The organism is Mesocryomonas fontinalis, assembly GCF_055730125.2.
Map to the genome: position 1 here is coordinate 313,064 of NZ_JBUZWG020000001.1, position 21,061 is coordinate 334,124.

General features: G+C 67.3%; 15 protein-coding genes. 4 read left to right on the forward strand and 11 right to left on the reverse strand.

Annotation, left to right across the window (positions count from 1 at the left end; all coding sequences use genetic code 11):
* Positions 1–39: 39 nt before the first annotated feature.
* From ACZL02_RS01475 to ACZL02_RS01490, 4 genes are all read right to left on the reverse strand, one after another.
* Complete coding sequence (locus ACZL02_RS01475; protein ID WP_472938427.1) at positions 40–1,215, reverse strand: glycosyltransferase; 1,176 nt, start codon at positions 1,213–1,215, stop codon at positions 40–42.
* Positions 1,205–3,904 carry a rhamnosyltransferase WsaF family glycosyltransferase gene (locus tag ACZL02_RS01480; RefSeq protein WP_472938428.1) on the reverse strand — a complete coding sequence of 900 codons (2,700 nt, stop codon included), beginning with the start codon at positions 3,902–3,904 and terminating at the stop codon, positions 1,205–1,207. The genes ACZL02_RS01475 and ACZL02_RS01480 overlap by 11 nt, the downstream gene beginning before the upstream one ends.
* 102 nt (positions 3,905–4,006) lie before the next feature.
* A complete protein-coding gene (locus ACZL02_RS01485) occupies positions 4,007–4,726 on the reverse strand; it encodes a class I SAM-dependent methyltransferase (RefSeq protein ID WP_472938429.1) in 720 nt (239 codons plus the stop codon).
* A 162-nt stretch (positions 4,727–4,888) separates the two neighbouring features.
* The gene (locus ACZL02_RS01490; protein WP_472938430.1) at positions 4,889–5,389 is read right to left on the reverse strand and encodes a hypothetical protein; all 501 of its coding nucleotides are present in this window, start codon (positions 5,387–5,389) and stop codon (positions 4,889–4,891) included.
* A gap of 298 nt (positions 5,390–5,687) precedes the next feature.
* On the opposite strand from ACZL02_RS01490, the gene ACZL02_RS01495 reads away from it, so the two are divergent.
* Entirely contained in the window at positions 5,688–5,903 is a 216-nt protein-coding gene (locus tag ACZL02_RS01495) for a hypothetical protein (protein ID WP_472938431.1), read from the forward strand.
* Between the two features lie 121 nt (positions 5,904–6,024).
* On the opposite strand, the gene ACZL02_RS01500 is transcribed toward ACZL02_RS01495, so the two are convergent.
* Entirely contained in the window at positions 6,025–7,080 is a 1,056-nt protein-coding gene (locus tag ACZL02_RS01500) for an acyltransferase family protein (protein WP_472938432.1), read from the reverse strand.
* A 444-nt stretch (positions 7,081–7,524) separates the two neighbouring features.
* Between ACZL02_RS01500 and ACZL02_RS01505 the strand changes: the two genes are divergently transcribed.
* Positions 7,525–8,904, forward strand: coding sequence for an O-antigen ligase family protein (locus ACZL02_RS01505; protein WP_472938433.1), 1,380 nt, complete (start codon positions 7,525–7,527; stop codon positions 8,902–8,904).
* Positions 8,905–8,934: 30 nt separating this feature from the next.
* Here ACZL02_RS01505 and ACZL02_RS01510 read toward each other — a convergent pair whose 3' ends face one another.
* Complete coding sequence (locus ACZL02_RS01510) at positions 8,935–10,362, reverse strand: right-handed parallel beta-helix repeat-containing protein (RefSeq protein ID WP_472938434.1); 1,428 nt, start codon at positions 10,360–10,362, stop codon at positions 8,935–8,937.
* Between the two features lie 375 nt (positions 10,363–10,737).
* Here ACZL02_RS01510 and ACZL02_RS01515 point away from each other — a divergent pair, with 375 nt between their 5' ends.
* Entirely contained in the window at positions 10,738–12,117 is a 1,380-nt protein-coding gene (locus ACZL02_RS01515) for a glycosyltransferase family 4 protein (RefSeq protein WP_472938435.1), read from the forward strand.
* A gap of 110 nt (positions 12,118–12,227) precedes the next feature.
* Here ACZL02_RS01515 and ACZL02_RS01520 read toward each other — a convergent pair whose 3' ends face one another.
* From ACZL02_RS01520 to ACZL02_RS01540, 5 genes are read right to left on the reverse strand one after another with little or no spacing between them, the layout of a single operon-like run.
* Positions 12,228–13,046: a glycosyltransferase family 2 protein gene (locus ACZL02_RS01520; protein WP_472938436.1), complete on the reverse strand. Its 819-nt coding sequence runs from the start codon at positions 13,044–13,046 to the stop codon at positions 12,228–12,230.
* A gap of 39 nt (positions 13,047–13,085) precedes the next feature.
* The gene (locus tag ACZL02_RS01525; protein WP_472938437.1) at positions 13,086–14,414 is read right to left on the reverse strand and encodes an oligosaccharide flippase family protein; all 1,329 of its coding nucleotides are present in this window, start codon (positions 14,412–14,414) and stop codon (positions 13,086–13,088) included.
* Positions 14,411–15,688: a glycosyltransferase family 4 protein gene (locus tag ACZL02_RS01530; RefSeq protein ID WP_472938438.1), complete on the reverse strand. Its 1,278-nt coding sequence runs from the start codon at positions 15,686–15,688 to the stop codon at positions 14,411–14,413. Before ACZL02_RS01530 ends, ACZL02_RS01525 begins: the two co-directional genes overlap by 4 nt.
* Entirely contained in the window at positions 15,685–16,641 is a 957-nt protein-coding gene (locus tag ACZL02_RS01535; RefSeq protein ID WP_472938439.1) for an NAD-dependent epimerase/dehydratase family protein, read from the reverse strand. The genes ACZL02_RS01530 and ACZL02_RS01535 overlap by 4 nt, the downstream gene beginning before the upstream one ends.
* Positions 16,642–16,701: 60 nt before the next feature.
* Positions 16,702–18,948 carry a GumC family protein gene (locus tag ACZL02_RS01540; RefSeq protein ID WP_472938440.1) on the reverse strand — a complete coding sequence of 749 codons (2,247 nt, stop codon included), beginning with the start codon at positions 18,946–18,948 and terminating at the stop codon, positions 16,702–16,704.
* An 882-nt stretch (positions 18,949–19,830) separates the two neighbouring features.
* Between ACZL02_RS01540 and ACZL02_RS01545 the strand changes: the two genes are divergently transcribed.
* Positions 19,831–21,057, forward strand: a complete 1,227-nt coding sequence (locus tag ACZL02_RS01545) for a GNAT family N-acetyltransferase (RefSeq protein ID WP_472938441.1) — start codon at positions 19,831–19,833, stop codon at positions 21,055–21,057.
* Positions 21,058–21,061 lie beyond the last annotated feature (4 nt).

The following is a 21,061-nucleotide window of genomic DNA, read 5'->3' on the forward strand; positions in this document are numbered from 1 at the left end:
TGGGAAGAGCAACAGGGGGAATCTGAGATGGCGCTCTTTCTAGATCGCCAGAGCGTTGCGGATGGCCTCGCCTTGATGGTGCCAGCCGTAGCGGAGATCCGCATCGGCGACCGCGCGCTCGGCCATTTCCCGGTAGAGGTGCGGGTGGGTCTCAAGATCTTCGATCGTCGCCGTGATCATCTCTTCCCACTGGTGGGCTGCCGCAAGGCGGGCATTGTCGCCATGCCGGATCGCGCTGGCGAAGGTGGAAGTCGGCGTCGCGATGGTCGCGGTTCCGGTGATCGCCGCCTCGAAGTACTTCAGTTCGGACTTGCAGTTGGTGAACCGGTTGTCCTGCAACGGGGCGATGTTGATCTCGGTCGAGCCGATCAGCCGCTGCAGGTTGACGTAGTCATGAAACGGCTCGCGGTCGATGCGGCCGAGATGATCGAGCAGCGGTCCTGCCGGTTCGAGGTAGCCGACCATGCGGATGCGAACCTGCGGAAACCGCTTGAGAAGCTTTACCAGCGCGCTCTCGACGAGGGCGAAGTCCTTGATATGCGTCGGTGACCCGCTGAAATAGCCGATGTGCAGGTGCTCGTCGCGGGCGAAGCCCGAGGCCTGCTTCGCGGTCCAGATGGCGCGCGAATAATCGAGCTGCGCCTGGTTGATGAAGTTCGGGACGATCGCGGTCTCGACGCCCGCGAAGTCGGTGATGCGGGCGGCCAGAAAGGGATTGGTCGTGATCGCGCGGTCGCACATGCGCAAGGTTGCCCCGATGCGCCCGATATAGGCGAACCAGAAGTCCCATTCCTGCTCCGTCGCGCCTTTCTGGGCGAGCGAGTCCATTACGAGATGCGCATAGCCGGTGTCGAAGACGAGGTCGTCGACGTCGAACACCACGGGAATGCCGCGGCGCTTGGCGCGCACGACGAAGCGGTTGACGCCCTGGCAATAGCGGGCCCGGCAGATCACGACGATGTCCGCACTGTCGGCCACCTTGTCGAGCAGAGCCTTGTCGTCATCAACGAAGAAGGCTGCAGCCGAAGCCTCAGGCCACGTCGCCTCGATCACTTCTATCATGTTGTGGATGCGGTACCGAAACGTGCTGTTGTCCGGCCGCTCGTAGAGATAGGCGATGCGCAGATCGGTGCGCAGCAGCGAGAGCAGCCGCGTCTCGCCCGATAAGAACCACGGGTCCTGATGCTCGATCGGCGCCGGCAGATCAACGAACATGGGCGGCGCTCTCGGCAAGGCGGTCGAAGACCGGTGCGAAGGAGGCGGCCCAGTCGCGGCCGATGCCGCTGTCGGAGAGCGCCGCTCTGCGTCCGTCGTCGTCGAGCGCCTGCGCGACGCCTTGGCGCAGTCCCTCGACCAAGGCTTCCAGTTCGCTGTCGACGCAGACGATGGAGCGGCTGTAGCCGGAGAGGTCGGTCTTGACGCCGAAACGGTTGGTCACCGCGACGCCGCCGCAGGCGGCGACGTCGAGCGGCGGGTAGCTCGGATGCGGCGTGAACATCAGCGTCAGCGCGAGATCGACCGAGCGGACGAAGGCGGCGTAGTCTTCCCACGCCATGTTCTGCAGAAGGATCGGCTCGATGCCGCCGGCGAGCTGCATCGGCTGGAGGTCCTTGCCGACGAAATGGATGTTCCAGAGTGCCGGGTCGAGAATGCCGCGCTCGATCGCCGTCTCGATGACGGCAACGCCCCGATCGTAGAGGTTCCGCGCATTATAGGGGCGGGCATAGAAGAAGAAGTTGCGCTTGCCGTCGGCGTCCGCGTCGGGCGAGGGAAAATAGATCCGCGACGGGAAGGACGGCTCGAAGAAGGGCGTCGCCTCGTCGATCACGCCGTCCGCTACGAGATGGCGGTGCAGCAGCCCGGAATTGATCACCTTGGCGATTGACTGGTCGCTCAGCGTTTCGGCGCAGGCGAGGTAGTCGTCGCCGAACGGATAGAACATGCGTTCATCCTCCTGGAGGATGTAGAGGATCTGCGCGTCGGCGACCGACTGGCGCGTCGCACGGGTCGTCCACCAGGAGGTCGTGACGAAGATCTCGTCCGCGTTCGTCTCGATCCGGCTGTCCTCGTCGGAGATGTCGGCGAAGACGAACTCGATGTTGTCAGTCCATGCGATGCCGTGCGCCCGGAACACCGCAGCGACGTTCTCGGCTGCCGGAGCCTGGGTGCGCGTGACAATGCGCAGGCGACGTCCGGTGCGCTCGGCGAAGAGGGCCGTGAAGATCAGCGCGGTCGCAACGCCGCCGAACAGGCTGCCCTCGTTGATGCTGTCGGTGACCATGGAGACGCGCGGCTGCAGCGTGGGCACCTCGAAGAGGCCGAGCGCGGGCAGCGAGTTGGTGGCCCGCCGCGGACCTGACGGGGTGGACGACGACGGCGGGGGCGCTGTGCTTCCAACAGCTGATGCGACATCAAAGCCGGCCGGGCGCTGTTCGCGCTCCCGCAGGAAACGCAGACGTGCTGGCATGCGCCAAGGCGTCGCCATCCACCAGCCTGCCTTGGCGAGCCGCCGGATCTGCCAGCGCATCGACAGAGGCAAGGCGCTGGCGGCACGGCGGAACGGGCCGGTCAGGCGCCAGGCCGTGGATCCTTCGAGGGCGTTGAGGGCGACCGCATGCGCATGCGCCTCCTGCCGCAGCCGGTGCGCGTCTGCCTCGAGTTCGGCGGTGCGGCGCTCGAACAAGGCGGCGCGGTCGGCAGCCTGCTGAGCCGTCGGACGGAGCGCCTGCAACTCGCGCTCGACCTTGTCCATGGCCTGGCGGTAGCTGCGCTGCTCGCTCGCCATCAGCTGGCGGTGCGTCGCCTCCGCCTTCTCGGCGGCCTGCGCCGCCTTGGCTTTGTCCTCGGCGCGCTGACTTTCCGCGGCCGTGCGCTCCGTCTCCAGCGCAGTCGCCGCGCTCTGCTTCTCCGCATCGACGGCGCTGGTCAGCTTGCTGATCTCGGCGAAATAGTCGGCATTCTGCGCCCGGACGACGCGCTCGATCTCTTCCAAGAGGGCGGTCCGCTCGCGGCTGTCGAGCAGCGCCTTGAACTCCCAGGCGACATAGGGGGCGAGCACCTCCGAGGCTTCTGCAAGCGTCGCGGCAATGCGGTCGAGCTCGGCCATGGCCTCGCCATCGTCGCGGTTGACGGCGAGCGCCTGGAAGGCATCCCAGGCATCGGCGACCAGGGCGTCGAAGCGGGTCGAGCGGCCGATCTGGGCAGCAACGGCGTGATGGCGAAGGTCCGCGGTGAGAAAGCCGTCGACCACCGCCTCGATGCGGCTGCGTTCTTTCGGGAAGCCGATGCCGAGTTCCAGCGCCAGACGGTCCGCCGTGCCGCGCCAGTCTTCGAGCAGTGCGTCGTAGGACACGAAGCTTCGGGAGAGCGCCCGGGTTTCCCGCTCGGCATTCAGCATGTGCGCCAGCCAGAGAAGCAGGCTCTTGGCACGCGGAAAGCCGTCGCGCCGCGACAGCGAACCTGCCACCTCCAACGGATGGCGCAAGGCGATGATCGCGCGCGGTTCGGTTCCCGTCGCCTCCAGTGCCGCCTTCCACAGCGGGACGAAGCGGCACATGCGCGGGTCCTTGACCGAGAAGATGGCCGTGGTTTCCAGAAGCTCGGTGCGGACGATCGCGGCGAGCTCGGCGACGAAACGCTGTCCCGCGACCGTGTCCACGAAACCGTTGGAGAGCGGCATCGGGTCGTCCCACCGCGAACCGAGATAGTCCAGCAGGCGATTGTGGAAGGCGTTGACGGACTTGTTCTCGAACAGGCCCTTCTCGTTGTAGCTCTCGGCGGCCAGCAATTCGCCTGCGGCGGGAAGGCCCAGTTCGTCGATGACCCCGGTCAGCGCCGATGTTCCACTGCGGTGCATGCCGAGCACCAGAATGCCGACTGACTGACCGACCTTATCCACCATCATCATCGCTTCCCCTGTGACGGGGACGCCATAGCAAGCCCTGCCGGAACTGTCATCCGATAGACGACGCGTGCCCCGCATGAGGGGCTCGCACCATGCGGGTTTTTACGTGGCGCGGAAGCGCGCGATCTTCTGGCCGCGCGGATGCTGCCAGTCGAAGACACCCTCGATCGTCCAGCCAAGGCCAGTCGCGGCAAAGTCGAGGTCACGGCGGTAATAGTGGAAGGGATCCTTGTGACCGAAAGTCGTCACCTCCGCCTTGGTCAATTCGCTGTCCCAGCGGATGGTTTCCGCACCCGAAGGGACCTGCGTGCAGGGTTTGTTCAGCGCGTGCCCGTCCGGGACGGTGAAGAATGTCGCGTGGAAGACGCCACCGTCGCGCATGCGCGGGCGCAGGTTGGCAAGGCAGAGCCGCAGATGGTTGATCGGCAGATGGCTGAACAGCGACTGCGCCAGGGCGTGGTCGAAAATCGTCTCCCCGAAGGGGATCTGGAACGCGTCGGCCACTGCAAGGTTTTCCCGCGGCAACCGTGCCTGCAGACCGAGCGGGACGATTTCCTTGGCATAGCCCTCGTCGAGCAGGACCGGCATCAGGTCGATGCCGTAATAGTGGCCGGGGTCGAGGAAAGGCACGAGCTTCACCCCGGCGCGCAGGCTGCCACAGCCGATATCCAGGAGGAAGTCGCTGGAGCGAAGTCCCTGGTTCACCAGGTAGGCGCGCTGCTGCTCACCCATTTCCTCCCAGAGCCCACCGATGATCTGCCGGTGCCCATCGGCCTCGCCCATCACCTTCGACAGATCGGCGTCGTAGGGATTGAGCGTCATGACCGAAACTTCCTCTGCCCTTGCGAGCGCTCGGTCGTCTTCAGCGCGTTCCCAAAATTTTGCTCTCCGCGTTGTGCGGCCGTCGTCATCGGTCGGCATCGGACGGGCGATGTCGACAGTGCGCGCGATGGCATGATGTGGCCGATGGAGCCGCTCCGGCGATCAGGCAACGATATGACCGGTGTTCGACACGATCGCTCCGCCGGGTACCAGGGCCATGTTGAACCACCGGCTGACTTCGGCATTCGTCTGCAGGGGCCGGGCCGCAGCGATGCGGTTGCGCATGGACAGGACAACACCGAGCGTGCCCGATGCATAGGCGGCATCGATCTGCGCGGCCAAGCCATTCAAGATTCGTCCGGCATAGGCCGCTCCGGCATTGTTCGCCGTCTTGGCTTCCAACCGAAGTGCGTCGAGCAAGGGCTGGTGATTGCTGGCGAGGGCTGTGCCGCCGGTCAGAATGCTTCGGGCCTGCGGGCTCTGATGCGGCATGACATTTTCGGCAAAGCGGTTCAGTCTGGCGACCTCCTCATCCGCGCGCGCGGGATCGATGATTTCGATCGATCGCAGCGCCTCAGAGGCCTTCGTCACCAGGGATGCCCAAAGCGGGCGCCCATTCTCGATCATGGTGTCGTGCGCATTCTGTCGATCGGCAGGGCTCAAGGATGTCTCCAGATTTCCGGTTGCGCATCACGGTGGCGCGCTTCGGTGGGTGCCGTCAAGTTTGGCAGCGATGCCGACGGTCGTAGGTTCACCGCGTCGCCTCGGCGAGGTGCGACCACAGCGCCCATCTAGCCTCGGCTCCGCCGACGCACCCGGCCCCCGAAGCGATGACCAGCTGCGTGCTCGGCGAGCCTGCGGTGGGAGCGAAGGAGGTAAGCCCTATCCCGTCTCGTTGAAAGCCAGCGCGACCCGCCATACTCGGGACATGCCAAGGCTCACTCCCGGACAGCGTTATTGGATGACAGGGCTGCGCGACCAGCCTGGGTTCGATCGGATCTTCGTGCCGAGCGCGCACACGGCATTGTCCTGCGTGCGCCACGGCTGGACGGAGTATCGTCTGGGGGTCGACGGGAAGGGACAATGGGTGCTGACGGCCGAGGGCGTCGCGGCTTTGATGATCCTCGCCATGAAGCCGAGGCGCCGGCGTCGTTCTCCCAAAGCCGTCATCGTTTGAGACGGCGCATCGTGCGTGGCGATGATCTGTCCGCTTTTTGCGCTCCCGCGACGGTGGCCGGAATTCTTGCAACTCTCAATGTGGGAACGGCCCGCGAAGGACGGTCCCGGCCTCCGGCTTCTCAGGTGGCGGGCACCATGCCGGCCGCCGCCTTGCGCTGTCCGCGCAGCCGGCGATCCAGCGGTCGCTCCAGCTTGATGAAGAAGACCCAGCCGACGGCCAGCGCGACCAGGCAGCCTGCGATCCGGACCGCGACGTCGGCGTCCTCTGGGAGGTCGAAGCGGCCGAAAACCTTTCCCAGCGCCGAAAGCACGAACCAGTGGCAGAGGTAGATGCTGTAGGAGGCCTCGCCGATGCCGGCGACGATCCGGTTGACGGTGCCGGTTCGGGCAAGGAGGGGGCGAAGGGCCAGCATCACGGCGACGAAACCGCCCGCGGCCAAGCTGCGCGGCAGCACCACCGCGTCATGGTTTTCGGCGACGGCGAGCCCGGTCGCCGCCAGGACGGCGAAGACGAGAAATGCCGGGCCGCCGGTTTTCAGCCCGGCATTCGGGGCGCTGTGCAGCAGCCAGCCGAAGCCGAAGGCGAACATATAGGGGGTCAGGATGTGGGTGAGGACCGGACTGGTCCGCAGCGCATCCGGCAGGCACACGCCGAGAAGCCCGAGCAGCGCCAGGAAGACGCCGAAGTGTGCCCGCGCGCGGGGCGCCTGCGACATCGCCGTGGCGATGAAGGCGACGACGATCAGGTAGAAGACGATCTCGTATTCGAGCGTCCATCCGACCGTCAGGATCGGATAGCCTTGCTGGGGCCAAAGCAGAAGCGATCCGGCGATGCTTGTGGCGGAAAGGTTGAACCCGCCGAGATGCCAGTCCGGATTGATCAGGTAAACCCCGATCACCAGGAGGGTGAAGGCCCAGTAGAGCGGGAAGATCCGCCGGATGCGGCCGAGCAGGAACGGCTTCGCGCCGGGGATGGACTGGCTGATGAAGCTCATCAGGAAGCCTGAGACGACGAAGAACACCTCGACGCCGATGCCGCCAAGCGGCCGGTAGGCGGAAGTCTGGATGGAGAACGCCGAAAAGCCCTTGGCGACGAGGTCCGAGTGCCAGACCATGACCTCGGTCGCGGCGATCGCCCTCAGCCATTGAATGGCCTCGTTCCGGTCCGCCCGCATCAGGAGGCGCCACCGGCGGGGACGGGGCAGAATGGTGTCGCCGCAATCCTTGGCGGGTTGGACGGCGCTCGGCAGGTGAATTCAACAAACGCCATCGACCAGCCTTTCCGACAAACGCGATCCCGGCCGGCGCTCTGAAAAGGGTCGCGGGCCTCGGTTAGCCTAACAGCTGCCGTCCCGGGCATGGGGGACGCAGGCGGACTACTCCCCGCAAAGCACCCTTCGCGCCGGGACCCGGGCGAGGAACCTGCGCCTTCCGGCCGCTTGATCGCCGGCGCCGCCGTCGCGCCGGAAGGCGTACTTCTCCTCCCCGCGGTGAATCCGGAGCGTGAACGGTGTCAGATCTGGAAGGGAGGGCCGACCTGCGCAGCGCTGCGAAGGCGGGGCGCCGGAACCCGCGGAACTGGCGGAGCAAGGCCCCGGTAAGGGGCGGAAAGGCATGGCATGAGCGTCGCCACGACCGCCGCATTCCGTCAGCCGGCATCGACGGGTCTGCACGATCGCTACTTCGGCGCCTTGCTGCTGGCCATCGCCGCCTATGCCTTCACCGGCAAGGGTTTTGCCTATGCCGGCATCCCGCCGCTCTTCCCCGCTGAAGTGCTGTTGCTGTTCGGGCTGGTCACGCTGTTTTGGCCGACGCCCTCCGCCGCCGTCCTGTCCGCCTTACCGCTGCAGATCCTGCTGGTGATGATCGGCTGGAGCCTGTTGCGGACGGTTCCCTTCGTCGGCACCTACGGCATCGACGCCCCGCGCGACAGCGTGATCGTCGTCTACGGCCTCTTCGCCTTCGTCGTCGCCAATCTGATCCTCGAGAACCCGGCGCGGATCGACCGGGCAGTGCACCATGCCGGCCGGTTCTTCACGGTCTACGGGGCCATCGCCTTCGTCCTCTACATCGTGCCGAAGCAGCTCGGCCACATCATCCCGGCCTGGCCGCTCTCCGGCGCGCCGATGATGCTGCTGCGCGCTGGCGAGGTGGCCGTGCACGTTGCCGGCGCGGCGGTTTTCGCGCTGGTGGGTTTGAAGCGATTCCCGACCTGGTGGGTCGTGCTTCTGGTGTCCGGCATCCTCGTCGTCTCGGCCCAGAGCCGCGGCGGCATGCTTGCCATCGGCGTGCCCTTGATCCTCGCCACGGCCTTGTCCGGACGGTTCAAGCCAGCCGTCATGACGATCTCAGCGGCCATACCGATCATCGCCGTGCTCTACCTCGCCAATTTCGAGGTGCAGCTGCCGCCGGACTACCGCACCATGCGCGTCGGCCAGCTGATGGACAACGTCACCAGCATCTTCTCCTCCTCCTCGAACAGCGATCTCGACGGCACCAAGGTCTGGCGGATGCGCTGGTGGCAGGCGATCACCGACTACACCGTCCACGGCGACTATTTCTGGAGCGGCAAGGGTTTCGGGGTCAACCTCGCGATTTCCGACGGCTTCGTCGTCGGCGATGTCGACGGGCCGCCGCTTCGCAGCCCGCACAGCGCCCACATGACCATCCTCGCCCGGAGCGGTGTGCCGGGCCTCGCGCTGTGGGTGACGGTCAATCTCAGCTGGTTGTCGATGATGCTGGCCACCATCTACCGCGCCCGGCTGAATGGCGACCGCGACTGGTCGAACCTCCTGATCTTCGTCCTCTGCTATCTCGTGGCCGGGCTCGTCAATGCGAGCTTCGATGTCGCGCTCGAGGGGCCGATGATGGGGGTGATCTTCTGGGTCCTGTTCGGCAGCGGCGTCGGGCTCTGCATGACCTACCGCCGGCTGGCGCAAGCCCGCGAGAACGACTGGTGGCGTCACCATACGGACACTCTCGGCCGGTTCGGCGAGTGACCACCCGGCGACCCGGTGCGCGGGCGTTGGTCACCAGGTGCTGGTGTCCAAGAGATCGCCGCTGAGCCGGGAGCTGGCATCCTGTCCGGTGTCGCGCCGGTAGGCCTCCCAGCCATCGCCGCTCGGGAAATCGCCCCACCACCAGTGGTTCCCATCGGCCATGAAATAGCGGTTGGCGGTAAAGCTGTTGCCGCCGCGCAGAAGGCCCGGCTCGTCGTGATCTGCGGCGCCGCCCGTCCGACCCTCGCCGCTGCGGGAGACGAGGACATTGTCCCGCACGAGGTTGCTGATGGTGAGGTAGGGCCCGAAGGCGCCGATGCCGCGGTCCTGCTGGATCAGCGAGATACCGTTGAGGCCGCCGGTCATGTCGATGCGGTTGCCGGTGACCTCGACGTTCTGGGAATTCTGGATCTGGATCGCGGCGCCCCATATCCAGTTTCCCCGCGCCGCCGCGCCATTGCCGATGAAGACGTTGTCGCGGATGACCGCGTCATAGGAAATCTCGTGGTTGATGCCGCCGCCGTCATTGCCAACGAGCCGGTTGCCCTCATAGAGCGTGCCGATGTTGTCGATGTCGGTCCAGAGGCCGAACCCATGATTGCCGTGGGAGTAGTTGTCGCGGATGACGAGGTTCTCGGTCACCGCGAACTTGCTGCCGCCGCCCTCCCAGTAGACGTCGATGCCCGACCAGAAGCCGTTGGCGTGAAGGGCGTTGCGCTCGACGAGGATGTCGCGGCCATTGCCGCCAATGCCCATCTGGCCGTTGTCGTGGACGTCGTTGCCGGTGATCCGCCCGCCGTCCTTGACGATGATGCCGACGCCGTAGTTCAGCCGTACCTCGTTGTTCTCGACCGTCCAGTTCTCGCCGCCCTGGATCGCGCCGTGCTGGGCGGGGGCGTTGAACTGCTCGACGGTCAGGTTGGAAATCGTGACGCCAACGGCGCGCGAGGCGAAGGCGGCCGGGCTGACCCCCGCCTCGACCTTGCGGCCGGAAGGGTCGTCGGCGATGACGATGACGTCGGCATCATAGTCGAAATAGAAAGTGCCAGGCTTCACCGCATCGCGCGCGCCGACCGGCCGCAACGGCTTGCCGTCGATGAAGAGCGTCTCGGGAAAGCCGGCCCGGACGGCGCCGGGGGCGGCCTCCTCGGTGGCGAGCCGCTGACCTTGCTGGTCCTGATGCGCGACGCTGAACAGGCCGTCCTCTGAGCGGGTGAAGTCGCGGAGCGCCCGGGAACCGTCGATGACCGCCCCCCTGGCGCCGGTAAAGGACTGGCCGTCCTTCGGCTCGATGGGCCGCGTCAGGCGGTACTCCCCGGCATCGGCGAAGACGAAGGCCGTGCCGGCGGGGGCGGCCGCGACGATCGCGGGGCAGTCATCCCCGAGCGACAGCACGATGGCGGCTTTCGGCATCTGGATGTCGACCGGACCGAAACTTTCGTCCACGGCAATGGGCATCGTCGCCTCCCTGATCGCACGGAATGGCAGCCGCCGAGACGGGGGCCCCAAGGGCCATGCCGAGGCAGCGGCCGGCCTCAAGCCTAGACCGGGGCGATCGGGCCCGTCAGGCACGCGAGCGACGTAAGCCGCAAGGTTCGGCCGGTGCCGTGCCGGTCCGGCGAGGCGGCGGGTTCGACCGAGGGATCCCGTCCGACATTAGGTTTCACCGGCGAAGCTACCCCTTAAAACCGATGCCGCCCCCCGAATGAGCACTCGCGCCGCGGCCGGAATCCCGCAACGGATAAGGCGATCTAAATCAGGAGCCAGAGGCTCGGTCCGGAGGCATCGCGATCATGCAAAGTCATCGCAAACCCACCCTGTCGGAGCCTCGGCGTGAACGTTGAGATCGGCCACGCGCTGGCGGCCCAGGGCGCGGCCAAGAGCGCGGCCCAGAGCGCGGCCAAGCCGAGACTGCGGGTGCTGGTCTGCGCTTTTGCGGTGTCGCCGATAGGCGGCTCGGAGCCCGGCCTCGGCTGGAATGTCGTGTCGCGGCTGGCCCGCTGGCATGATGTGACGGTGATCTGCTCGCCGGGAATGCCGGGCGAGCGCAACTTCCGCGAGGAGATGGCGGCAGCGCTCATGAAGCAGCCGATCCCCGGCCTGGTCTTCCACTTCGTCGAGCCGCCCTTCCTGTCGCGCCTGCTGCAGCGCGAGACGCTGATGCGCCGGCGAACGGTCTATTACCTCGGCTACCGCGCCTGGCACCGCGCGGTCCTGACGGCTGCAGAGGCGCTGCATGCGGCCGAGCCCTTCGACATCGTCCACCAGCTCAACATCACCGGCTACCGGGAGCCGGGCGACCTCTGGTCCCTGCCGATCCCTTTCGTCTGGGGTCCGATCGACGGCGCCGCCAATCTCGCCTGGTCCTTCTTCCGGATGATGGGGCTCGGCGAGATCTCGTTCTATGCCCTCAGGAACGTCACCAACGCGGTGCAGAAACGGGTTCCCTTCCGGTCGCGCGCTGCTGCGCACCGGGCCAGCCACATCTGGGCGATCGGCGGGATGAATGCCGAGATGGTTCGCCGGCACTGGCACCGCGAGGCCGAGAGCGTCATCGAAAGCGGCGCCAAGCCGGTCACCGACGGCATTCGCCACTACGACCGGAAACGGCCGCTGCGGCTGGTCTGGAACGGGCTGCACATCGGCCGCAAGGCGCTGCCGATCCTCCTTCATGCGCTGAGTGGGATCGAGCGGGACTGCGAGGTGGTGGTGCTCGGGGAGGGGCCGGCGACGCGGCAATGGCAGCGCCTCGCGACCCGGCTCGGCGTCGCCGAGCAAATCCGCTGGACCGGCTTCGTTCCGCACGACCAGGCGATGGCAGAGCTGAGCCAGGCGGATGCGCTGGTGCACACGAGCCTTCTGGAGGGAACGCCCGCCGTGGTGCTCGAAGCGCTTGCCAAGGGCATTCCGGTGCTCTGCCACGACAGCTGCGGCATGGGCGTCGCGGTGACCGACCGGTGCGGCATCAAAATTCCCCTCATCGATCCCAGCACGAGCATCGAGGGTTTCCGCCGCGCCATCGAGCAGCTCATCGACGAGGATGGTCTCGTCGAGCGCCTGTCGGCCGGCGCCATCGCGCGGGCGGAGGCGCTGTCCTGGGACCTGATGGTGGAGCGTTTCGCCCGGCGCTATGCAGAAGTCGTCGCGCGCCGCGCGGGCGAGGGGTGCCACCTTGCGGCAGCGCTGCCGGAAAGGGCGGTTTCTCCTGCCTGAGCCTTGGATAGACATCCCCGCACAAAGGCCGCCGAACTCGCCAGGGTTCGGCGGCCTTTCTGTAGCAGCATGTTGGTGCCAGCGCCTCGGCGCTAGCGCGCCTTCCAGCGTCAGAAATAGTTCGGCAATGCAGGGTCGAGGCGCAGGCGCAGGCGCACGGCGGTGGAGGCCTTCACCGCCAGCCAGCGTGGATTGCGCAGGTTGAACCAGGCCTTCAGCACCTGCCGCCAGAGCGCCCGCTCGAGGGCACTTTCGGGTCCGAAGGTCTTCAACACCGCGCGTGCCTCGGCACCGGCGCGCTCGGCGTTGACGACGCTGTTGTTGACGCGGGTACGCCGGAAGCAGGTCAGCGGCTTGTCGATCCGCCCGTAGGGTTGCCGCGAGAGCGCGCGCGCGAACAGTTCGTAGTCGCCGGCGTCCTTGTAGGCGATGTTGAAGCCGCCGAGCGCCATGAACAGCTCGCGCGAAAAGTAGGTGGACATGTGCATGATCGGGTTCCAGCCGAGGCAGGCATGGATGCGCGGCGTCATCCAGTGCGGCGGCGCCGCCAGCGAGCCGAGGTCCTCGCCCCGCTCGCCGATCCAGCGGATGCCGCCGACGATCCAGCCCGGCCGGCTCGCCCGGTAGAGGCTGGCGATCTCGGTGAGGGCGCCGTCCAGCATGATGTCGTCGGCGCCGAGGAAGCCGAGGAGGTCGCCGTCGGAGTTGAAGGAGCCCTTGTTGATGGCATCGAAGATGCCCTGGTCCTTGCCCTGGATGATGCGCAGGCCGTTTTCGCGGGCGATCTCGACGGTGCCGTCGGTGCTGCCGGCGTCGACGATTACATGGTCGACCGCATAGCTCGGATGGTGGTTGCGCTTCACCGAGGCAATGCATTCCCGGAGGTACGCGGCGCCGTTGAGGGTCGGGGTCACGACGGTGATGATCATGGTGATGCTCCTGTTGTGGGATTGGCGGGGGAAACGGGGCTACCGGGACGTGGCCGTCCTGGCCTCTGAGGGACCATCGTCCGCTGCCGTCTTGGCCAGCCGCCGCACGATGCTGGCGACGAGGAAAACGGTGCGGGCGGCAAGCGCTGTGGCCAGTGCCAGGCATCCGCCGGCAAGGCCGTAGGCAACGGTCAGCGGCACGACGAGCACCAGCATCACCAAGGTCGAGGCGAGGTCGGCGAGCAGGCCGTCCCGGCCGCCATTCACCCCGTGCAGGAACGCGCAGGCCGCCGACGAGGCGTAGGCGAAGACGGCGCCGCCCGCGAGCACGCGGATGCCGGCCGCGATCGCGTCGCTGCGCATGGCGTCGCCGTAGAAGAGCGCGACGAAGGCGTGCGGGGCGATCAGCATGGCCGTGCTGCCGAGGAGGATGATCGGCGCCCCGGTCGCGATCAGCGGCCAGGAAGCCTGCCAAGCGGCGCGATAGCCTTGCGGCAAGGCGCGCGCCGCCACCTGGGGCACGATGTTGCAGATGCCGATGACGATCGGGGTGGTAAGGTTGAAGATGTTCATCGCGATCTGGAAGGCACCGGCGGCAGCAGGGCCGGACAGCGCCCCAAGCAGCCAGGGCAGGCACTGCGTGCGGGCGATGCCGAGCACGTTGCTGGTCAGCGACCACTGGCCGAGCCGCCAGAAGTCACGGGCCAACGGCAGGAGAGGAAGCAGCCGGGCACCGCCGATCTGGCTCTGCGCGAGCTGGATGCCGGCGCCGAGGAGGCTTGTTACCGCCATCACGTAGAGGGCGGCCGGCAGGTGCAGCGGGAGCCAGTGCGCGGTCGCGGCCAGCAGCGCGACCTGGCCGAGATAGCGGACGCTGTCCCCGATGATCGCGGTGCCGTGGCGAAGCCCCGAGAGCAGCCCGCGCCGCACCGCCTCCTGCAGCTGTCCCGCGGCCAGCACCGCGAAGGCCGGCAACAGCAGCGACGTATCGATCAGCCACCAGAGCAACGTGCCGAGGAGCAGCGTCATCGGCACGCACACCAGCGCCGTCAGGAGCAGGCTCGACAGGATCAGATCCCGTCGCCGCTGGTCGTCGGCAACGGCGGCGTAGATCGACAGCGGATAGAAGATCAGCGAGCTGGAGGCGGCCTGCATCAGCAAGAGGATGCCCAGCGCCATCGCGTAGTGACCATACTCCGACAGCGCAATGCTGCGGGCGAGGACGATGTTGAACAGGAAGGTGCCGAGGCTGATGATGCCCTGGTCCAGCAGCGGAAAGCTTGCTGCCGGCAGCCGCGCGGCCGCCTGGCGCCACCGCCGCAGGGGTGGGGCGGGAAGGATGCCCCCGTCCTCGGCCAGTTGCGTCATTGCGGCCTCGCGGTGACGCCGGACAGAACGGGGGGCGCCGGCGCCGGACGCGCGGGGCTGCCGCGGACGGCCGGGGTTCTCGCCAGCACGGCTTCGTAGCCGCGGAAGGCGATCTCGGCCGCCCGCTCCCAGGTGAACTCAGCCTGTGCCCGCGCCCGGCCCGCAGCGCCGAGGCGCTCGGCCAGCGCCGGGTCTGCGAGGAGCACTTCCAGTGCCGCGGCGAGGGCGGCCGGATCTCCGGGCTCGACGAGCAGGCCGTGCTCGCGACCGATCTGGTGGGGAATGCCGCCGACGCGCGAGGCGACGACCGGCAGGCCAGCTGCCATCGCTTCGAGGACCACCAGCGGAAACGTGTCGGCGAGCGTCGGGAAGACGAAGATGTCGGCGCGGCGGAAACAGGCCGCCGCCTCCGCGTCCGACAGGCGGCCGGTGACGGCGATCGCCTGGCCGGAGCGGCAGGCCGCGATGTGCTCGGCATAGGCCACCCCGTCCCGTTGCTCGCCGCCGAGAATCAGCTGGAACGGCTGCTTGAGCCGGCGACACACCTCGAGCAGTACCGGCAGTCCCTTGTTCGGCGTGTGGTTGGCGAGAAAGAGCAAGGTCGGCGGCGCTCCCGCACCCCGCGGGCGAAGGCCGAAGCGCTGCAGCAGGCGATCGTCGGCCTCGGCGTCTCCGGACGCCGGCATCGGGACTCCGTTGCTGACGATGGTCACGTTGTCGGTGCGCTGCCCCAGCTGCCGCAGGAGGTCGAGGTCATCCGGCGACAGGGCGAAGACCTCGGCGGCATGGGCGACGACATCGCGAACCGGGTCGACCACCAGCTTCTGCCAGACGATCTTCTGCCAGCGGTTGAAGCCGTAGATGCGCAGCCCGTTGGTCACCTCGTTGAAGCCGTGCGTCGAGACGACGTAGGGAATGCCGCGGGCGCGGCAGGTGCGGGCGATGCGGCGCATCTCCAGCGCCGGCATCGGGTTGTGCAGGTGCACCAGGTCGTAGGACTGCGCGCGGATGTGCCGGCCGATGTCCGACCGATAGAACAGCGTGCGGAAGCGGTTGGGCATGCGCGACAGGCCAAGGCCTGGCGGCAGCCAGGTCCGGGTGGGAACGCGGACGAGCGGCCCGTCGCCGCAGACCGGCCGGTCGCCGCCGGCGATCATCGTCGCCAGCGCGATGTCGCAGTGCCCCGCAAGCGCCGCGCTGAGGCTCTCGGCCGCCCGCGCCGCGCCGCTGACGCTGAGGTGGGAGGGGACGACGACAGCCGCGAGGACCTTCATACGTTGTACCTCGCCGTCAGCGACGCCGAGAGTTCCGGTTCGCGCCAGAGATCGGCCATCGCGTCGTCGATCGTGAAGCGCGGGCTCCAGTCGAACAGGGCCCGGATGCGCGAGGTGTCGGCGGCCAGGAACGGACGGTCGACCTTCCGGGTGCGGTCGGGATCTTCCTCGATGGCGAAATCGGTCTGCGACACCCTGCGCAGCTTCTCCAGCACCTCGATGACGGAATAGGCGTTGGAGGTGCCGAGGTTGACGGTGGTTACCTCCCCGAAGGCGGTGCTGCCTTTCAGCGCGATCGCCCGAAAGCCGAGCGCGGCATCCTTGACGTGGATGTAGTCGCGCTTGGGCCAGAGATTGCCGAGCCGGATGGTCTGCCGCCCGGCCTTCAGCTGCGCCACGAGTTCGGGCAGGAGATGCGGATTGGTCTCGCCGGGTCCGACGACGTTGAAGAGACGGACGACGGCCGCGTTTAGCGAGCGCTTCGCGGCGAAGTTCGCGACGTAGTGCTCGCCGTGCAGCTTCGACAGCCCGTAGATGTCGGAGGGCTGCTGAAGGCTGGTTTCCCCATGCGGGTCACCGGCCGGCTTGTACACCGCGCCGCTGCTGGCGAAGACGATGCGGCAACGCTCGGGCAGGTGCTTCAGTACGGCGACGGTGCCGAGAACATTGGCGCCCAGCGCCATCAGCGGCTCGTCTTCGCATTGCGGGATGTAGTGGACCGCTGCGAGATGGACGACCACGTCCGGGGCGATCGCCGCCATCGCGTTCCCGACCGCCGCTTCGTCGGTCAGGTCGACCTGGGTGAAGTGGAACCGCTCGCGTTCGTCGGCCCGGAAGCGCAAGGCATCCGGGGCGACCTTGTCGAGCACGTGGACCTCGTGCTCGTCGTACAAGAGGCGCACGAGTTCGCGCCCGACATAGCCATTGCCACCCGTCACGATAATCCGCTTCACGTTGTTCTCCTGTTGATTGAGCATGGGGGCGGGCGGTGCAGGGCAGGGATGACCGGCTTGTCAGGCCGTTTCCGGATGCACCGCGGACCTCTGCAGCGTTTCGCGCTTCTCGAGGTAGCGACGGTGGAAGTAGAGGTTGTCCTTGAGGCCGAGCGCCTTGTGGCGGATCAGATCGACCTGGTTCAGGACGACGCCGATCTCGGCCTTCGATCCGTTGAGCTGCGCGTAGGCATTGGCGACCGCAGCCTTTGGCGTGGCGTTCCACTTGACGACCAGCATGACGAGGTCGGCCAGCCGGGTCAGGATCAGCGCGTCGGCATTGGTGAGGATCGGCGGGGCCTCGACGATCACCACGTCGAAGTGCGCGCCGTTCGTCTCCAGCCAGCCCTGCAGACGGTCATGGCTCTCGAAGACGCTGCGCAGGTCGGTGGACGTGCGGTAGTAGCTGGCGATCTTGCTGCCGGCACTGTGCATCTGCATCGTCAGCGCGGTCTGGTGGCTCGTTTCCGCTTCCGCCATGTCCTGGCTGTCCCAGGTGTAGACTGGCTGCCGGCGGACGACGTTCTCGATGGTCAGGACGCGCTGGTCGAGGGTTGCAAGCGTCTGGGCGAGGTCGCGTACGAGATCGGTCTTGCCCTCGGCGGGGACCGACGAGGTAACGACGAGGATGGTGTTGTTGCCGCGGTGCCGGGTCAGGCCGGCCTGGATCGCCAGCGATTTCAGCGCTTCCTCGCGGAAGTGGCGTGAGGCGGCGCCGATGCGGAAGTTGATCGCCGGGACGGTGGCGATGCAGCGGGCGCCGAGATTGGCCGCCAGCTGCGGCGCGCTGCGAAAGCCGGTGTCGCGCAGTTCGAGGAGCAGCACGAGGCCGATGCCGGCGCCAAGGCTGATGATGCCGGAAAGGAGGGCAATCAGCGACATTTTCGGCGACGCCGGCACGTTGAGAGACTCGGCCGGGCTCACCAGCTTGGCCCCGATCGGCTTCAGGTCGGCGAGGGCCAAGGCCTGGCGGTAGCTTTCCTGCAGGCGCACCAGCCCGCCGTGCGCGGTCTCGGCTTCGGCCTCGAGCTGGCTCAGCCGCTGTCTCGCCGCCTGGCTCTCGAGCGCCGCACGCTTGGTTTCCTCGAGCTGCCGGGCAAGGCTTGCCTCGGATGTCCTGGCGCTCGCGACCTCGGCCTCGGTGATCCCGATGGCGGAGGTGACGGCGCTGGCCAGCTGTTCGCGGGCCTCCCGCTGGGCATTGTTGGCGCGGGCGACGAGGGGGTTCTTCTCGCCGAGCGTCGAGCCAAGGCGCGCGGCCTCCTGGCGGCTGGTCACCTCCGCCTCGATCAGTCGGGGCGCATCGGTCGATCCCGCGAGATCAAGCGCGGACGGTGTCAGGCCTGCGGTCACCGCGCCGCGCAGCCGCGAGAGGCGGGCTTCAAGGTTCAACCGGTCCAGCCGCACGCCCGACAACTGGCCGACGAGGTCGGCGAGCTGCTTGTCCATCGTCTGGCTGTTGCCGATGTCGGCGGCGCCGCGGCCAGTGCTGGTCAGGCGGAGGGCGCTGACCTTCTGCTCGGCCTCGGCCTGGGTCTCTTTGGCGGCCGCGACCTGCGACGCCAGCCACTCGCTGGTACGCCGGGCGGAGCCGACGCTGACCTCGACCCGGCTCTGCAGGTAGGTTTCGGCAAAGGCGTTGGCGACCTTCGCCGCTTGCGCCGGGTCGGCGGCGGTATAGGCGATCCGGATCAGGTAGGACTTTGCATCGTTCCGGACACCGAGACGGCTCTGAAGCTCGAGAACCTCGCGGTCGAGCGCCGGAACGGGCGGCGTTGCGAACCGCGCGCGGAGGTCCGCCGCCAGCTCGCTCATGTAGGACTGCGCCTTGCCGCTCGACGAGGCGGTGTCCTCCACGCGCTGGGTTGTCGACAGGCGCGGACCGGTCGGATCCTGGGTCGGATCGTCGGCTGCCCAGAGGCTGCTGGCCACCCGCCGGGCGATCGCACGGGAGCGGATGATCTCCGCCTCGCCCTCGACGATGGCTGCTGGGTCGACCGCGGCGCTGCTGCCGCCGGTGGCCCCGCTTGCCGCGACGCCTTCTCCCTCGAACGACAGCTGGACCAGCGCCTCCCCGACGTAGCTCTTCGGCATCAGCGAGGCTGCGCCGAGGGCTCCGGCAACGCCGGTCGCCATCACCGTGCCGATCAGCAGCTTCCGGCGCCACAGCGTCCGCAGCATATTGAACAGGGTGGCGTCGTAGGGCGGTCTGAAATCCTCCGGCGGCTGCGTCAGTCGGGCGAATTCGCGGGGAGGGACAGAGTTCATGCGAATATCCGTCTAGGTCGGAGGGCACAGGGCGTGGGGGAACGGTGAAATCCGGCGCCGGCGATGGGGGCCGGCGCAAACGAGGTCTTTGCTGCCTAGAGTAGAGAGGCCGTCCCACCGGAATTGAAGTATGATTTGGTGAGTAACCCATATGGTCCCCGGCAAACCGCCGTTGCCGGAAGTAACGGGAAGTCATCGGCAAGGTGCGTTGCCGATGACGCGCCTCGTGCCATCGCGCGGCGCCCCGATCCCGGCCGGTTTGCTGTTGCCGAGCCGCTGCCGCCACAAAAGCCTGAGGGACAAGGGCGCGACCGAGCGCCGCCGCCATGACCGGCGCCTGGCCAAGCGGAGTAGCGCGTTTTAAGATTTAGAACTTTGGGTAGCACGCGATACCGTCGATCCCGAGCCACTCTTCGGCCGATCAGGCTCAGCCGAACCATTCTGCTGTTACAGAACAAGTATCAGAATCATCAGGCCGGGCAGGTTCGAGAAGTGTCTTCTGGAGGGGCAGTATCGGATGAACCCTATAGTGCCGTGGACATGGCGCCGATCAGCATGCCCTGCCGGAAGCGGTGGTGAAACGACCCCGTCCGTCTTGCCGGGAAGGCCATCCGTCTTCTTGGAAAGGAGGGCGTATTGGACTGACGCGTTCCGTGCGCGCACGATGAAACATCTGGTCCGGCTATGCTGGCCTCTGCAGTCACGGCGTTTCGGGGCCAGCTCTCACCATACGATCCCCGCGCCGGGCTCCTCCGGCCAAGCCCTCTCCGGCAAGCCCCAGACCGGCCTTCCGCCCTGCGACGTCCTGCCCGGTCCGTGCGGGGCATCCCGCCGGCGCAAGCTTGCCGCATTCCAACAGCCCCTCCTGGAAAAGAAGCTTTGATGCAGATCGTGCGAACCGAGACGGATCTTTCCGTCAACCAGGGATTGCCGAAACCGGCTCGGCCGAGCCTTTGGCTGATCCCGCCCGCCGCGCCAGGCATCAGCGCCGGGTCTTTGCGGGTCTCGACCGCGCGTGCGCTGGCAAGCCTCAGGTACCCTTGGCAGGAGCTGCACGGGCGCGTGCCGGGGGCGACGCTCTACCAGAGCCACGGCTGGTGCGAGGCGTGGGTCGGCGCCTGCGCCAAGCTCGGCCGTCCGGTGGATGTCCGGATCATCACGGTCTTCGAGGAGGGGCGGCTGGTGCTGCTGTGGCCGCTGGCGGTGCGCTCCCTCGGGCCGGTGGGCATCCTGCATGCCCTCGCCGAACCCGCGACGCAGTATTGTGATCTGCTGGTCGAAAGATCGCCCCGATCGGCGGAATGGGTGGATCTCGCCATGCGGCAGGTCAGGGCCGAGCCCGGTGTCGACCTCATCCATCTGCACAATGTCCGGGAGGGCGGGGGGCTCGACAGTTTCGGCCGGCCTCAACTCGGTCAGCACCAGCTCTCGCAGGACGAGGCGCCGTTTCTCCGCCTCCGCGGCGAGCTGGAAGGCGAGTGCGAGGCGCGGCCGAAGACGCGCAGCGGTCGCAGCGTCAACGCGCTGAAGCGGCACTGGCGCAACCTCGAACGGCACGGGAAGGTGGAGTTCCAGTCCGTCCCCCGCTGTCGGCACGTCGCGGCGGTTGCCGAGGCGCTCGAGCTGAAGCGCGCCTGGCTGGAGGAGCGGGGTGGCGTCAGCGCCGGCTACGACCACCCCGCCAACGGCGCTGCCATTTCCGAGATCGCCCGCCGTGGTCTGTTCATGGTCACCCGCCTGTCGGTCGGTGGCGAGACCGCGGCGGTCGAGATCGGGTTGATCGAGCGCGGGCGCTACTACTCGCTGATCCAGAGCTATGACCGCCGCTACGCTTCCCATGCGCCAGGACGGCTGCTGCTCTGGAAACTGTTTGCCGAAACCCGGCTGGGGATCGAAGTCTTCGATTTTCTGGCCCCGACGCATCCGCACAAGACGGAGTGGACCGACGCCGTGGTCAAGGTGGCCGACTACGCCATTCCGCTCAATCTGAAGGGCCGGCTGGCCGCCTCTTATCTGCGCGCCGGCAAGCCCTGGCTGAAGCGCGCTTTCGGGACCTTGCCGATGCCGGTTCGCAAACGCGTCATCGGTCTTGCCCACCGGTTCTACTAAGGTC